General features: G+C 71.0%; 11 protein-coding genes. 1 reads left to right on the forward strand and 10 read right to left on the reverse strand.

Annotated elements, in window-relative coordinates; all coding sequences use genetic code 11:
* Nucleotides 1-592: 592 nt before the first annotated feature.
* The gene (locus QM591_RS06790) at nt 593-1597 is read left to right on the forward strand and encodes a serine hydrolase domain-containing protein (RefSeq protein WP_415130895.1); all 1005 of its coding nucleotides are present in this window, start codon (nt 593-595) and stop codon (nt 1595-1597) included.
* A 69-nt stretch (nt 1598-1666) separates the two neighbouring features.
* Here the strand turns inward: QM591_RS06790 and QM591_RS06795 are convergent, their stop codons facing one another.
* The 10 genes from QM591_RS06795 to QM591_RS06840 all read right to left on the reverse strand — a co-directional run bounded on the left by QM591_RS06795 (nt 1667) and on the right by QM591_RS06840 (nt 14392).
* Nucleotides 1667-3079, reverse strand: coding sequence for a heparan-alpha-glucosaminide N-acetyltransferase domain-containing protein (locus QM591_RS06795; protein ID WP_415130897.1), 1413 nt, complete (start codon nt 3077-3079; stop codon nt 1667-1669).
* A gap of 133 nt (nt 3080-3212) precedes the next feature.
* The gene (locus QM591_RS06800) at nt 3213-4139 is read right to left on the reverse strand and encodes a hypothetical protein (RefSeq protein ID WP_415130899.1); all 927 of its coding nucleotides are present in this window, start codon (nt 4137-4139) and stop codon (nt 3213-3215) included.
* Nucleotides 4140-4335: 196 nt separating this feature from the next.
* Nucleotides 4336-5169, reverse strand: coding sequence for a PhzF family phenazine biosynthesis protein (locus tag QM591_RS06805; protein ID WP_415130901.1), 834 nt, complete (start codon nt 5167-5169; stop codon nt 4336-4338).
* Between the two features lie 42 nt (nt 5170-5211).
* Nucleotides 5212-6459: a hypothetical protein gene (locus QM591_RS06810; RefSeq protein ID WP_415130903.1), complete on the reverse strand. Its 1248-nt coding sequence runs from the start codon at nt 6457-6459 to the stop codon at nt 5212-5214.
* Nucleotides 6460-6688: 229 nt separating this feature from the next.
* Nucleotides 6689-8926, reverse strand: coding sequence for a TIM-barrel domain-containing protein (locus QM591_RS06815; RefSeq protein ID WP_415130905.1), 2238 nt, complete (start codon nt 8924-8926; stop codon nt 6689-6691).
* Nucleotides 8923-10047, reverse strand: a complete 1125-nt coding sequence (locus tag QM591_RS06820; RefSeq protein WP_415130907.1) for a glycoside hydrolase family 15 protein — start codon at nt 10045-10047, stop codon at nt 8923-8925. The genes QM591_RS06815 and QM591_RS06820 overlap by 4 nt, the downstream gene beginning before the upstream one ends.
* A 66-nt stretch (nt 10048-10113) precedes the next feature.
* Nucleotides 10114-11361 carry an ABC transporter substrate-binding protein gene (locus tag QM591_RS06825; protein WP_415130909.1) on the reverse strand — a complete coding sequence of 416 codons (1248 nt, stop codon included), beginning with the start codon at nt 11359-11361 and terminating at the stop codon, nt 10114-10116.
* 52 nt (nt 11362-11413) lie between these two features.
* The gene (locus QM591_RS06830; protein WP_415130911.1) at nt 11414-12229 is read right to left on the reverse strand and encodes a carbohydrate ABC transporter permease; all 816 of its coding nucleotides are present in this window, start codon (nt 12227-12229) and stop codon (nt 11414-11416) included.
* Complete coding sequence (locus QM591_RS06835) at nt 12222-13169, reverse strand: carbohydrate ABC transporter permease (protein ID WP_415130913.1); 948 nt, start codon at nt 13167-13169, stop codon at nt 12222-12224. The genes QM591_RS06830 and QM591_RS06835 overlap by 8 nt, the downstream gene beginning before the upstream one ends.
* Nucleotides 13166-14392, reverse strand: a complete 1227-nt coding sequence (locus QM591_RS06840) for an ROK family protein (RefSeq protein WP_415130915.1) — start codon at nt 14390-14392, stop codon at nt 13166-13168. The genes QM591_RS06835 and QM591_RS06840 overlap by 4 nt, the downstream gene beginning before the upstream one ends.
* Nucleotides 14393-14600 lie beyond the last annotated feature (208 nt).

Here is a 14600-nt window from a genome sequence, read left to right on the forward strand (position 1 = left end):
CTCGGCCCCGCCTCGGTCCCGGCCCCGCCGCCGGGCCGCCGCCTCAGGCCGCCGGCGCGGGCCAAAAGCAGGGGCAACCCGGCCCCACCAGCCCTGCCCCGCCAGCACCGCCCGTCAGCCTGCTTTCGGCTCGCTCAGGGTCCGCCACAACCCGGCTCGCCGCCGTCCCGACGCCCCGCTCCGGCCCCGACGCCACACCCCGGCCCCGGACCGCCGCCTCGGGCGCAGTCGCGGGCCAAAAGCAGGGGCAACCCGGCCCCACCAACCCCACCCCGCCAGCACCGCCCGTTCAGCCTGCTTCCGGCTCGCTCAGGGTCCGCCGCGACTCGGCTTGCCGCTGTCCCGACGCCCCACCCTGGGTCTCGGACCCGCTCCCGTCCGGGACTGACCCGGGGCCCTTGCGGAGTGGAGCCGACCCGCCGGCGCGGGCCAAAAGCAGGGGGAAGTCCATCCGATTGCCCGCTCCGCAGCGCCTCGGAGCCGGCGAGCCTGCTTCTCGCACGTCTACACCCGCTGTGGGGATCCTCTAGTCTGGAAGGCTTTGCCTTCGCCGGCAGGGCACCCGACCCGTACCGACCGAAGGATCACGACGATGGACACCACCGGCCTGCACGAGACGCTCACCGAGCTCGACTTCGAGGGGGTGGTGCTTCTGCAACGCGGCGACGACGTGCTGTTCGGCGGCGCCTACGGCCTCGCCAGCCGACGCTGGAACGTGCCCCACACGCTCGACACCCGCTTCGACACGGCTTCGATCACGAAGCTGTTCACGAGCGTCGCCGTCCTCCAGCAGGTGGAGAAGGGGGCGCTGGACCTCGATGCCTCGATCCATGACACCGTGGACCTCGCGGGCACGAAGATCCCGCGGGAGGTCACCCTGCGCCACCTCCTCACCCACACGAGCGGCATCGCGGATGACGCCGACGAGGAAGCGGGCGAGGACTACGCCGAGCTGTGGGTGGACAAGCCGAGCTACTCCGTCATCGAGACCCACGACTTCCTCCCCCAGTTCGCCCATAAGGAACCGCGCGTGGCGCCCGGCACCGACTGCCGCTACTGCAACGTCGGGTATGTGCTCGCGGGCCTGGCGCTGGAGAGCGTCACGGGGCAGAGCTACCGGGACTACGTGCGCGCGCACGTCTTCGCCCGCGCGGGCATGACCGAGAGCGACTTCTTCGACCGCCGCGATGCGGCCCCGAGAGTGGCCGAGGGCGGCGACGTCGACGAGGACGGGAAGTGGGTGCAGAACCTGTTCAGCTACCCGCCGATCGGCTCGCCCGATGGAGGCGCCCACAGCACGGCGGGCGACTTGATCCGCTTCTTCGCGGCGGCGCGCGGCGGGCAGCTGCTGGGCGAGGAGTGGACGACGCGGTTCTTCGAACCTCAGGTGCGCCACGACGAAGACACGGAGTACGGCTTCGGTCTGGAGTTCTCGGAACTGGGCTACTACAAGGACGGCATCAACGCCGGCGCGAGCGGCGTGCTCATCCACTACACGGGCGCCGACGTCGACGCCGTCGTGCTGTCCAACAGCGAAGACGGAGCGTGGGACGCGGTGAGCGAACTGAACGAGCGCGCGGAGGCGGCCGCCTCCTAACCCTCCAGGGGCACCACCCGGTCGTCGGGGAGCGCGGCGACGCGAACTCCCCGACGACCCGCCTCTGCCTCAATGCCCGGGCGATGACGTGCTGTCGGTGCGCCGCGCGGCCCAGGCCGTCACGCGTTCGAGCGGCCCGCGCCCGCGCGTCAGGGCCCACGTCGTGCAGGCGACGAGGAGGATGCCCATCGACGCGCCCCAGAAGGCGAAGCCGGCTCCGCGCTCGCCCGCGAACAAGGCCGGGACGAGACCGACCGGTCCCACGAGGATCGCGAACGACACGACGTGCACCGAGTATGCCGTCAGCGGCATGGATCCAACCGCAGCGAGCGGAACGAAGACCGCACGGAGGCGTCGCACGGCCAGAAGGCAGCCGCCGATGACGGCGAGTGCGAACCCTCCGGAGCCGACGATCTCGAACGTGCCGCCGGAGTGCGGCGCAACGGCCCACGCCGACGAGATCGACGCCCCGAGGTCGTAGTCGGCCAGTCGTTCGAGGTAGCTCGGCATCTCGTACGTCTGACCTCCCGGCCCATCCGATCCCGAGATGAAGCTTCCGCCCCCGGGCGTGCAGGTCGTGGTCCCGTCGCTTCCCGTGACACACGCCTGCGCGCTGCCGGATCCGCTCGCGCCGCCCGTCGCGCCGAGTCCGCCGTCTTCGGGAACGGTCGAGGTCGTCGAGGCGGAGGAAGCGAACGAACCCGCGGACGACCCGTCCTGGATCCACCCGTTGCCGGGACCGTTCAGCGCGGTCCCGACGCCGTAGCCCGTCACGGCGAGCACCGCTCCCACGCCCACCAGCGCCAGGGCCGTGCGGACGTCGTCCAGACGTGAGCGACCCACGGCCATGCCGAGGAGCATGAGCGGGAGCCATACCGTCAACGGGTACGAGCCGGAGAGGAGGAAGTCGACGCCGCCGCCTGCTCCCCCGAGCGCGAGGGCTCGCGCCGTCAGGATCGCGACCGGTCCGACGACCGCGATCACGGCGGCGCCGAGCAGGAGCGTCCGCCGCCGCAGACCGAGGAAGGGAATGACGACGAGGAACAGCACGCCGTAGACCGGGAGGATGACGGCGATGTTGGTGCCGAGCATCTCGAGGAGGAGGCCGATCGCGAGCACGGCCAGCGCTCGTCCCGCCATCCGCAGTCGTGCCGAGCGGAGCGCCTCGCCCTGGGGCCGCACACCGGAACCGGTCGCCAGCGCGACGGAGATTCCCGCGACGACGGCGAAAAGGATCGACGAGCGACCCTCGACAAGGGCCATCCATGACACGGGATCGGTCCAGCTGAAGGAGGTCGCGATCCCGGCGTGCGCACCGATCATCCCGAACACGGCGAGTCCCCGTGCCACATCGATCCCCATCAGACGCGGAGGTCGACCGAACTCGGACCATCGGACGCGCATCGAGCGACGGGCACGCGCCGGTGGTGTGGAATCGGGGGAAGCCCCCTCGTGGCGGGGGTGGTCGGCGGCGAGAGTCATGCGGTTCCTCGGTTCACTTCCCCAGCATCGCGGAGGATTCGAACGCTCCGCAGCCAATCGGCTCCGTGGCCGCTGTCTGTTCGCTCAGAATCTCCGGGTGCGCGCGACGGAGCGCCAGACGGCCCGCCAAGTCTCACTCCACCGCGGGCTCCACCGTGAGGAGGGCGATCTCGGTGGGCGACCACCCCCGCGCCTCCAGCTCGAGCCGCAGGTGCGCCGCGACCTCGACCGGCGTGGCGAACGACACCGCCGTGGTGTCGGCGCGACGCCGCAGCGCACCGCCGACCGCCTCGAGGTCGCGGGCGATCTCCGAGACCGTGTCGGCACCGAAGGCGCGGCGCACGTCGGCCGGGTCGGTCAGGCTCACTCGCCAGCCGGCCACCTCGATCACGAGCTCTTCCGCCGGCGCATCGCGTCGGCGACGCAGCGACCACCCGTGGGAACGGAGCACTTGCCAGACCCCCAGCCCTGTCGCGAGAACCGCGAGCGCACCCACGGCGGTGGTCGGGACGATCGAGAAGACGGCACGGTAGACGGGTGATTCCCACCCGAGGGTCAGCGCCGCGACGATGCGGCCTGCGCAGAACGCGGCATAGCCGAGGTTGACGACGAGGAGAGTCGTCGTTCCCGCGAGGCCGATGAGCGGCGCGCGACGGGTGTGACCTGCGACACCGAGGCACAGCAGGCACAGGACGGCGATCTTGACGAGCAGCGAGAACCTCGTGTCGGCAACCGTCGTCGTGACCGAGACGAGGACGACGGCGACCGACACGGTGATCACGCCCGCGCGAAGGCGGCCCGCCAGCGCGCCCATCGCCAGCAGCATCGCTCCGGGCCCCAAGACCATGAAGGCGTCGCCCACGACGAGGGCGAGCACGCCGCCGCCCAGCTCGTAGATCGCGTACATGAGTGAGGAGCCGACCGCGGCGATCCCCGCCGCGACGCTGAACCGCGCGAACAGCTCGGCACGGCCCGGCGCACCCCAGTGCGGCAGGGTCAGGGCGATGACCGTGCTCACGACGGCGGCCGAGATGGCCAGCAGGCCCCAGATGTAGCCCATGTCACCCCTTCCCCGACTCGTGCCACCCCGCGCGTGGCTGTTCAGGGCCAGCATAGGGAGGGCGAGGCCGTCCGAGGCAGCATGCGCCGGTCATGGCGACCGTCCGAGGCAGCATGCGCCGGTCATGGCGACCGTCCGAGGCAGCATGCGCCGGTCATGGAGGCCGTCCGGCCCGGCACTCGACCGATGGCGACGTTCAGGCGACGGGGATCGGGGCGGCCGTCCCACTCACTCGCACGCCACCGTCACCCGAGGCGTCGACCTCGATGCGGCAGGGCTGCCCCATGTCCTCTCCCTGCATCACCGTGAATCGGCCGTCGGCGGGGAGCAGTCCGTGCGCGCGCAGGAACCCGCCGAGCGCGGCGGCCGCCGCCCCCGTGGCCGGGTCTTCCACCACCCCGCCCACCGCGAAGGCGTTGCGCGCGTGGATGAGGTCGGGGGACGCACGGTGGAGGAGGCTGACCGTGCCCCACCCCTGCGCGATCATGAGGTCTTTCATCGCGGCGAAGTCATAGGCGAGATCGGCCAGGCGCGCTCGGCTCGCCGCCCACAGCACGGGGTGCGACAGCCCCGCGAACGCCACTCCGACCGGGAGGTCGGGCGCGAGGTCGCCGCGCTCCCAGCCCAGCACGCGGAGGAGCTCGGCGAGGGCGTCGAGGGGAGCCACTGACGGCACGACCGATCGCAGGGTCGCCGCATAGCCGCGCTCGGTCGAGTGCACCTCCACGGGGATCGGACCGACGTTGGCGTGGAACACGTAGTGACCCTCCGCCCCGTCGCGATCGGCGAGCGCCACGGCACTGGCGACAGTGGCGTGGCCGCAGAAGTCGACCTCGGCGAGGGGACTGAAGTACCGGATCCGGAAGTGCCCGCCGTCGCCGGGATCGAGGAAGGCCGTCTCGGAGTAGCCGAGATCGGCGGCGATCTCCTGCATCCTCGCGTCGGTCATGCCGGAGGCGTCGAGGACGACTCCGGCCGGATTCCCGCCGCCCGACGGCGTGGTGAAGGCGCGGTAGTGCAGCGGGTCCATATCGACAGCGTAGGGCGTCGGGATTGCGCGTCCGTCCGCGCGTCAGCCGCGGTCGTCCTCGGCGAACAGGACGTTCGCCTCGTCGGCGAGGTGCGACCATCGGACGGCAGCGGTGGAGCCTCGAAGGACGACGGGCTGCTCGGTGCTGAGCCGGCGGAGAGCGCGGACGACCCGGGCTCCGCGCCGCTCCCGCACCCGCTGCAGCAACAGACGTTCCGCGTCGGTGCCGGACATGCCCGGCGGAAGGTCCTCTTCGTAGACCGTGAAAGTGAAGTCGGGAGTGTCCGCGGACAGCACGACCTCACCGGCCCCCTCGAACCACCGCATCTCGGCATCCGGCTGATCGTGCGGTGACGGGAGCCCGAGTCTTCGATACGCGTCCCGCTCCTCCCGGGCGGAGAGCTCGATCCGCCATCCTCGTCGGATCGCGACGTCCACGAGCTCCCGCGGCGGTCGCGGCTCGAGCGCCAAGAACACCTCGGGCGCATCGATCCCGCGCAGCACGCGCAGATCCTCATCCGATCGTCCCTCGATGGTCACCCGTGTGAGCTTGCGCAGCGCGGTCACCGCCGTCAGCCCGGTCAGCCTTCCCCCGAAGACGACGAGCTCCTGAATCCACGGTGCGACCAAGAGCGACGTCAGATCGAACTCCGCTTCCGCGTCGACCGTCACCGAGCGGAGGTTCTCGGGGTGAGCCAGCTCCGGCAGGCGCGTCACTGCCGGTCCCTTCACCTGCAAGCTGCGCAGCGGCGCCTCGATCCGACCGGCCACCTCCCCCACCTCCGCCTGCTCGAGCGCCGAGCCGTGCAGGACTCCCGCCCATGCACCGTGCGAGGGCCCGGAATACCGACGGAGCGAGAACATGCGGGACAGGTCCGCCTCCTCCTCGACGTCATGCGGGATCTCGAGAACCTCCAGATTCCGCGCACGAGGCAAGGCGCCCCACCCGGATACGACCCCGTCGCCCTGACGTCTGATCCGGAGGCGCCCCATCCGCGGAAGGTGATGACGCAACAGACGCAGATCCACCTCACCGCGCTCGGCCAGCACGAGCACACCGACCCCATACCGCGACCAGGCGCGCTGCACGAGGTCCGGCGTCACCGACCACGGCCACTCGCCCCGCCAGACGAGCCATCCCACGGGCGCCGACGAATCCTCCGGGTGCGGTCGCTCCCACGGCGCCGGTCGAGACCACTCCACGGCAGCCGACAACCGGTCGTCCCAGGCCGAAGGAAGCGGCGACGACCCGCTGTCGGCCGAGGCAGCACCCGCTCCCGATTCGCTCATGGCCGCTCCCGCTCGATCCGCGCATCCCCGCTCCGCCCGGATCGGCGAGCGCGGACGGAAGGATCGTGACCCCCCTCGGGGGGCTCGGCCGGGGCTTTCACCCGGAACCGAGCGCCTGTCACGGTCGGCCACGATCCGCAGTGACCGTACCGCGAGAAGCAGGGCGCCGACGGATTATGACGCGGCCGATGGCCCGGCCACCCCGGGCACACCGCCGCGGCCCCCAGCGTCAGGGAGCGAAGACCGGCGCCAGGCCGTCCCAGGACTCTGCCCGAACGAAGACCGGGAGGGAGGTCCGCTCCGAGACGTCCACCGAGACCACCCCGCCACCGGCGAGCGCGTCGCCGGTGCGCGCCTCGACCCACGATCCGGCAGGCAGATACACCGACCACTCGCGAGCGCCCGGGGCGAGGACGGGCGCCACGAGCACGTCGGACCCCAGCATCCACTGCAGCGGGTGGTCCCACACGGCCTCGTCGGCCGGGTGATCGAAGTACAGCGGACGCATGAGCGGCGTCGACGACTCCACGGCGGCGGCCGCAGCCTCGGCGAGGTACGGAACGAGCCGCTCCCGCAACTGCACGAGGGCCCGCACCTCGGCGATCACGGCGTCGTCTCCCGTGCGCTCGGCGATGTTCCACGGCGTGCGGTCGTTGGAGGGCAGCCGGTGGTGGTTGAACTCGGAGTGGTACTGCATGATCGGCACGAACACGCTCGCCGCCATCGCCCGCACGTACAGCTCTGCGTCGGGGATCGGTCCGGAGAAGCCCGCGATGTCCCACCCCCAGTAGACGATTCCGCACGAGGCGGCCGAGAGCCCCGCGAGCATCGACCAGCGGAAGGCCTCCCACGTGGAGTTCTCGTCCCCCGCCCAGAACGCGCCGTGCGCGGGTGAGCCCGTGAAGCCGGCGCGACTGAAGGTCACCGGCGCCTTGCCCGCCGACTCCAGCAGCCGCCCGTAGGCCGCGGCATAAGCGACGGGGAACCGGTTGTTGGACTCGTCGCCCGACGAGCCGTCGAGGTAGACGAGGTCCTCGCCCCACGCGTGTTCACCGCCGTCGGTCTTGAAACCGTCGACGCCGACCTCCTCCACGAGGTAGCGGCGCTTCTCGGTCCACCACGCGGCGGCACGCTCGTCGGTGAGGTCGGGCATGAGCGAGAGGGGGAACCACCAGCCGCGGTTCCGGTAGGCGCGCAACGTGCCGTCCGGCGCCTTCTCGCGGATGACGACGCCCTCCGCCAGCGCCGCACGCGCATCGGCGGCGGCCTGCCCGGTGGGATGCGGGCGTAGCTTGAGCAGCGGGATCTGCCACAGGTGAACGCGGACGTCGTGCTCGTGCAGCGCGTCGACCATGCCCTTGGGATCGGGCCACGCGCCGTCGGCGGGGAACGTGAAGTCGGCCAGGCGCATCGGCCCGCCGTCCTCGCGCACCGCGTACTGGGCGTCGCGGAAGATCGTGAAGCTCTTCTCATCGCTCCACGCCTCGATCACGACGTTGCGCACCGGGATGTCGTGTTCGCGGTGGAGGGCCATCTGCCGCTCGACCTCGGCCTGCGTGTTCCACTCGTTGCCACTGGCCCAGAGCCCGAACACCCACTCGGGAAGCACGCGCGGTCGGCCCGTCTCCCCGAGGAACGCGTCGAGCACCGACGTGGGGTCTCCCGAGTACAGCGCGAGGGACAGGGCGTCCGGGTCGCCGGAGGCCGCGTCGACCTCCGCCTCGACCACCAGGCGGTCGGGGTGCTGCTCGCCGATGTCGAACCATACGCGCCGCGAGGTGCGCACGTGGAAGCCCCACCCCTGGCCGCCCACCACGTGGGCGAAGGGCATCGGCAGGTAGGTGCGGCGGTGCGCGCCCTGGCTCTTGTACTGCTCGAACACGACGGAGTCGAGGCTCGTGCCGCGGTGATCGAGGGCGTCGTAGCGCTCCCCGAACCCGGTGACGTGCTCGCCGGGGGCGAGCGGGAGGGCGAACCGCAGGCGATGGATCCGCTCTCCGTCGTCGAGCACCTCGACGGTGCCTGCCACGACGGAGACGGCGGTCCCGTCGACCGCGAGGGCCGCGGGATCCGCCGCACGCCAGCCGGCGACCCGCGCCTCGAACCAGCGCGTATGCGAGACGCGGTCAGGCCCGGCGGCGGCGAAACGGTAGCGCAGGACGCTGCCGGCGGCGGGAGCCTCGAGCTCCACCTGCCATCCGCCCGCGGTCCGAGCGGTGCGCGCCTGCGCCGAGGCGAGGTGTCCGCCGTCGACGGCCTGCCCGCGCGACGAGCGGGCGACGCGGGCGAGCGGCAGGGTCGTCGTTTCGCCGTCGTCCACCCGGAGCTCGAGGGTCACGGCATCGATGTCGCCGGAGGTCCGCACTCCGAGGCGGAGGGGAGCCCCGGCGACGGGCTGGACGGGACTGCGCTGCTCGGTGTCGTCGGAGTACGGGTGTCCGGACCCGGAGGGGCGGTGGCGGATCATGCCGCGAGCTCCCCTCGGTCGACGCCGAGCTCCGCGGCCAGCCGCAGCACCATCGCATGGCTCCACAGCAGGGGGGTCGCAACCGGCCCCCACCGCTCCAGCCATTCCTCCCGGTACTCGGGGGCGAGCAGGTGCCCGTCGACCTGCTCGGGCAGCATGCCGGTGTCGGTGGCGGTGGACGCGGCCCATTCCAGCAGGCGCAACGCCTCGTCGCGCTGGCCGGCAGCAGCGTAGGCGAGTCCGAGGAAGCAGGACAGGAGCGGCCAGCGGCCGCCGCCGAAGAACGTGTCGGCGCGGAAGCGGTACACGCCGCCCTCCACCTCCAACTGCTCCGAGACCGCGCGGAGGGTTCCCTCGGCCAGCGCCGAGTTGGCGTCGATCACGCCGAGCGGCGCGATGAGCGCGCTGAGGCTGCCGTCCACGGCGCTCGATCCGATCCACTTCACGAGGTGACCGTCGACGACGGCGTCTCGCGTGAGACGGGCCGTGACCGCCGCGGCTCCCGCGCGGGCGCGCTCGGCGCGCTCCCCCGTCACGAGCCCCGACTCCGCCGCTTCCCGCAGACCCGCCGCGATGCACCCGAGCGTCGATCCGTGGACGGCTTCGTCGTGCTCCTCCCACCAGTCGTAGCAGGGACGCTCCCACGAGCTCAGCAGGTAGTCGACCGTGAGCGCGGCGGCATCCGCCCACCGCGCCGGGTCGATCCCGTGCCGCTCGGAGTGGGTGGCCACCGCCCACAGCCACGTGCCGTAGCCGTCGAGCTGGAAGTCCCACCAGTCGTCGGATCCCAGACCCCCGTCGAAGGTGAAACGGGCCGGCAGCATCTGCTCATCGGGGAGCGGCGTTCCCGCATCGGCGGCCTCGACGATGTCGCGGATGCGGTCGGCGTAGCGATCCACGACCATCGCGCACCAGTCGTGGAAGGCGGAGGCGGAGGCCACCTCCCCCGCGGCGGAGGCGCCGTCGGCGATGAACGAGCCGTCGCGGAACCAGCAGTACCCGCGGTACGCCGAGAACGAGGGCGAGGCGGGGTAGGCGCCGTTGGGCTCCTGGAGCGACGTGATGACGGTGCGAGAGCGGTCGAGGAGCGCGTCGAGGGCGACGCGGGGTGTGGTGGTCATGAGTCCGTTCCGGGAAAGTCGCGATGGCCGGGGCGGGGTCGTCCCGCCCCGGCCAGTGGGCGGATGTCAGCCGAGGAGGGGCGCGATGCGCTTCTCGGCGTCGGCGAGGGCCTCTTCGACCGTCTTGCGGCCGGCGGCCGCCTCGGTCAGCTCCTCGGTGACGATGTCCTGCATCTCCGCCTGACCGTCACCGATCGAGGGAGCGAGGGCCACCTCGTCGAGCGAGTCGAACACGGCCTGACGGTTGGCCGGCGGGGTGATGTCGAGGTAGGCCGACAGGGCGGCCTCGTCGGCGATCGGCGGAAGCTCCCATCCGGCCTTCAGACGCGTGTCGACGGTGGTCTTCGAGCTCGTGAGGAACTCCGCGAACTTCGTGGCCGCCTCCTTGTTCTTCGTGCCGGCCGAGACTCCGACGGCGTTGGAGAACAGCGCGCTGGCGTGCTGGGTGTCACCGGGCTCCACGGCGATGTCCCACGCGATGCCGGCGTCGGCGAGACCGCCGAACATCCAGATCCCGCTGTGCCACATCGCGAGCTTGCCGTCGGCGAACAGCTTGCTGTCGAAGTCGGGCGTGCCTGCTCCCTGCTCGGCCGTCGGCATGGTCGTGCCGCTCTTCTCGACGAGCCACTTGGCCGCGGCGATCCCCTCGGGGCTGTTGAATCCGAGCGTGCCGTCGGCCTTCAGGAACTGCCCGCCGGCCTGCGCGACGGCCTTGTAGAACTCGTGGTACGAGATCGGCTGGTAGTCGCCCCAGACGCCGGCGTCGTTGTCGGTGAGCTTCTCAGCGGCGGCCTTCTCGTCCGCCCACGTCCAGTCGGCGGTGGGGTAGTCGAGGCCGGCCGCGTCGAACAGGTCGGCGTTGTAGAACAGCACGACGTTGGAGAACGAGCTCGGCAGGGCGTACTGCGTGCCGTCGGTCGCGTAGGCGTCGGCGAGCGAGGCCTGGTACGCGCTCGTGTCGACGCCCTCCAGCGGCGCGAGGACGCCGCTCTTCTGGTACGCGGCGTAGTTGGCGAACTCGATGTCGAACACGTCGGCGACGGTGCCGCCGGCGAGGTCGGTCTGCAGCGCGGTGAAGTAGTCCGCGTACGGCAGGGTCTTCACCTCGACGGTGATGCCCTTGTTCTCCTTCTCGAAGGCGTCGACGATCGCCTCGAGGTTCTTCTCGTTGCCTCCGGCCGAGATGAAGTTGGAGTACGTGATGGTCACGTCCTCCGCCGCACCGGGCGTGGTGGCGGGGCCGGAGCAACCGGCCAGGGCGAGGCCGGCGACGGCGAGGACGCCGACGCCTGCGAGGGGTGCTGTGCGGTTCATGGGATATCTCCTTCGATACGGGTGTGCGAGGTGAGGTGAGGTGATGCGGGTCTTACTTGATGCCGCTGGAGGCGACGCCCCGGATGACGTAGCGCTGAGCGAACAGATAGATGGCGAGCATGGGGAGGATGCTGACGACGGAGCCGGCCATCATCACGTCCCACTGCGTCGTGTACTGCCCCTGGAGCCCGGCGAGGGCCAGCGGCAGGGTCTTGAGCTCGGCCGAACGCAGGATGATGAGCGGCCAGAGGAAGCCGTTCCAGCTGTTCATGAACGAGAAGACGGCGAGGGTCGCGAGGGTCGGTCCCACGAGCGGGAGCACGACGGTGCCGAAGATGCGGAAGTGGCCCGCGCCGTCGAGCGTGGCGGCTTCGTCGAGCTCGCGCGGCACTCCGTTCATCGCCTGACGGAGCAGGAACACGCCGAAGGCGCTCGCGACGCCCGGCAGCAGCACGCCGAGATACGTGTCGACGAGACCGAGGTCGCGCATCTGGACGAACAGCGGCACGATGAGCACCTGGATGGGGATCATCATCGTCGCGAGGTACACCGCGAACACCACGCCGCGGCCCCGGAAGGGCAGGCGGCTGAACGCATAGGCGGCCAGCGAGCTGGTGACCAGCTGGAACAGTGCGGTGACGACGGCCAGCCCGATGGAGTTGGCGATGATCCGCGCGAACGGCAGCTCGGCGAACAGCGTCTGGTAGGCCGAGAACGACGGCTCCTCGGGGATCAGCCGGGGCGTCGCGTCGAGCCCGGCGCCGGGCGAGAACGACGTCGACAGCGTCCACAGGAACGGGAAGAACATCACGATCGCGCCGAGGGTCAGCACGGCGGTGAGGAGGGCCCGCTGGGTCTTCTCACGCATAGGTCACCCACCTCTTCTGTCCGACGATCTGCACGACGGTGACGCCCAGCACGAGGATGAACAGCATCCACGACAGGGCCGATGCCTCCCCGGCAGCGCCGTAGCGGAAGGTCAGGTCGTAGATCTGCTGCACGACGACCGTGCTCGATCCCGCTGGTCCACCGCCGGTCATGGCGTAGACCTGGTCGAAGACCTGGAAGCCGTTGATGAGGGAGATCACGACGACGAAGAACGTCGAGGGCGACAGCAACGGGAGGGTGACGTTGAACAGGCGCCGCCAGGGGCCCGCGCCGTCGACCTTCGCCGCCTCGTACATCTCCTGCGGGATCGCCTGGAGCCCGGCGAGGAGGATGATCATGACGAAGCCGAGGTCCTTCCACGCCGAGGCGAGGATGATCGACGGCATCGACCACGCCGGATCGGTCCACCACCCGGGTCCGTCGATGCCGAACACCGCGAGGGTGGCGTTGACGATGCCGACCGAGGGGTTGAGCAGCCAGCGCCACACGAGGGCGACCACGATCCAGCTCGTCACGACGGGGAGGAAGTACACGCCGCGCAGGATGTTGCGGCCGCGCAGTCGCACGTTGAGCGCGAGAGCGAGGGCGAGCCCGCCGATGTAGACGAGCGGCAGGTAGCCGACGAGGTAGTAGAGGGTGTTGAGGAACGCCCGCTGCGTCGCCGGGTCTTGCACGAGGTGCACGTAGTTGTCGAACCCCACCCACTTCATGGGGGCGAGCAGGTTCCACTCGTGGAGGCTCGTCCACAGGGCGCCGAACATCGGGTAGATCGTGAAGAGCGCGAGCGGGACGGCGCTCGGCAGCAGGAAGGCGAGCACCGTGAGGGCATAGCGCACACGGCGTCGGGGGCGCCGGACGGGCGGTGACGGGATCGCCTCGGGCCCCACGTCGGTGGGCACGGGCCGGGCCGTGAGGGTCATTTCGCGCCGCTCTCGTCGGGATCGACCGAGCGTGCCACGGCGAGCCGCTCGCGTACGAGGCGCCCCTGTTCGCCGGAGCGCCCCTGGTCGTCGAACGGCGTCGAGAGCACGAGCGAGGCCGCACCCTGCGCCCAGCGGTCGTCCTGCCAGGTCTCGACCGCGACCGGCACGGCGCGGTTGCGCGGGATGAGACCGGCACGGAACGCCGGCTCGAAACCGAACGACCAGTGCCGCCACGACTCGACGCCTTCGCCGAGGAGGATCACGATCTCGGGGTCGACCACGTTGACGACGCCGGCGAGCACCCGGCCGAGCAGGTGCCCGGCGTGGGAGAAGAGCTGCTGCGCGCCCGAGTCGCCCGCATCGGCGAGGGAGCGAAGCGCCGCGATGCCGGCGTCACGCCCGATGAGGCCCTGCTCGCGGGCGCGGCGCACGAGCGCCTCCTGACCGACGACCGCTTCGAGGCAGCCGTGGCCGCCGCACTGGCAGAGCGGGCCGTCCTCCTCCACGGGCACGTGACCGATCTCGCCCGCGCCGCCGCTTCGTCCCCGCAGCACACGGCCGTCGGCGACCAGCCCGGCGCCGACGCCGGTGCCGATCGTGAGGACCAGGACGTTCTCGTGTCCGCGGGCCTGACCGTGCAGGGCCTCGGCGATCGCGAGCGCGTTGACGTTGTTCTCGACGAGGACGGGAAGGTCGAGCTCACGGCGGAGGGCCTCCCCGAGGGGGACGCGCTGCCAGCCGAGCTGCGTCGAGTCGACCGTGCCGACCGCCTGCTCCTCGACGTTGCCGGGCACCCCGACCCCGACGCCGAGGAGGGGCGCGCCGTCACCTCCGCCGATGAAGGCGCGAAGCTTCTCAGCCAGGCGCGTGGTGGCGGTGCCCGAGGCGGCGTCGAAGGGCTCGGTCGCGGAGCGGACGACGGTTCCGTCGATCCCGACCTCCACGACGGTGATGTGGTCGGCGACGACCTTGACGCCGATCGCGCGTCCGGCGTCGGCGACGAGTCCGAGCAGTCGCGCGGGGCGGCCGCCGCTGGAAGGACTGTGGTCGAGCTCGACGAGCAGTCCGTCGGCGATCAGCTGACGCGTGTGCTGAGTGATGAGTGCGGGCGAGACATCGAGCTCTCTCGCGAGGTCGGCGCGCGAGGTGGGACCGCTGCCGCCGATGAAGGCGAGCACGGCCGATCGGGTGACATCGGCGCGGGCGGAAGAAGACGGCAAGTGAACCCCTTTGTTTAGGCCTGAATGAACGTTAGGGCACGATGCCATCGATCGTCAACTGGAACGCGAGCCCCCGCCCCGGGACAGCCTCGTGTGCAACGGTTCGGTGAAAGGGGTTGATCTCCGGCTCATCGGTAGTCCATACTCTCCACTAAATTCAGACCTGAACAAAGAGGTTCTCATGTCTTCTGCTGCACGGACTCTCCCC

This window comes from Microbacterium sp., assembly GCF_047607225.1.
Taxonomy (GTDB): domain Bacteria; phylum Actinomycetota; class Actinomycetes; order Actinomycetales; family Microbacteriaceae; genus Microbacterium.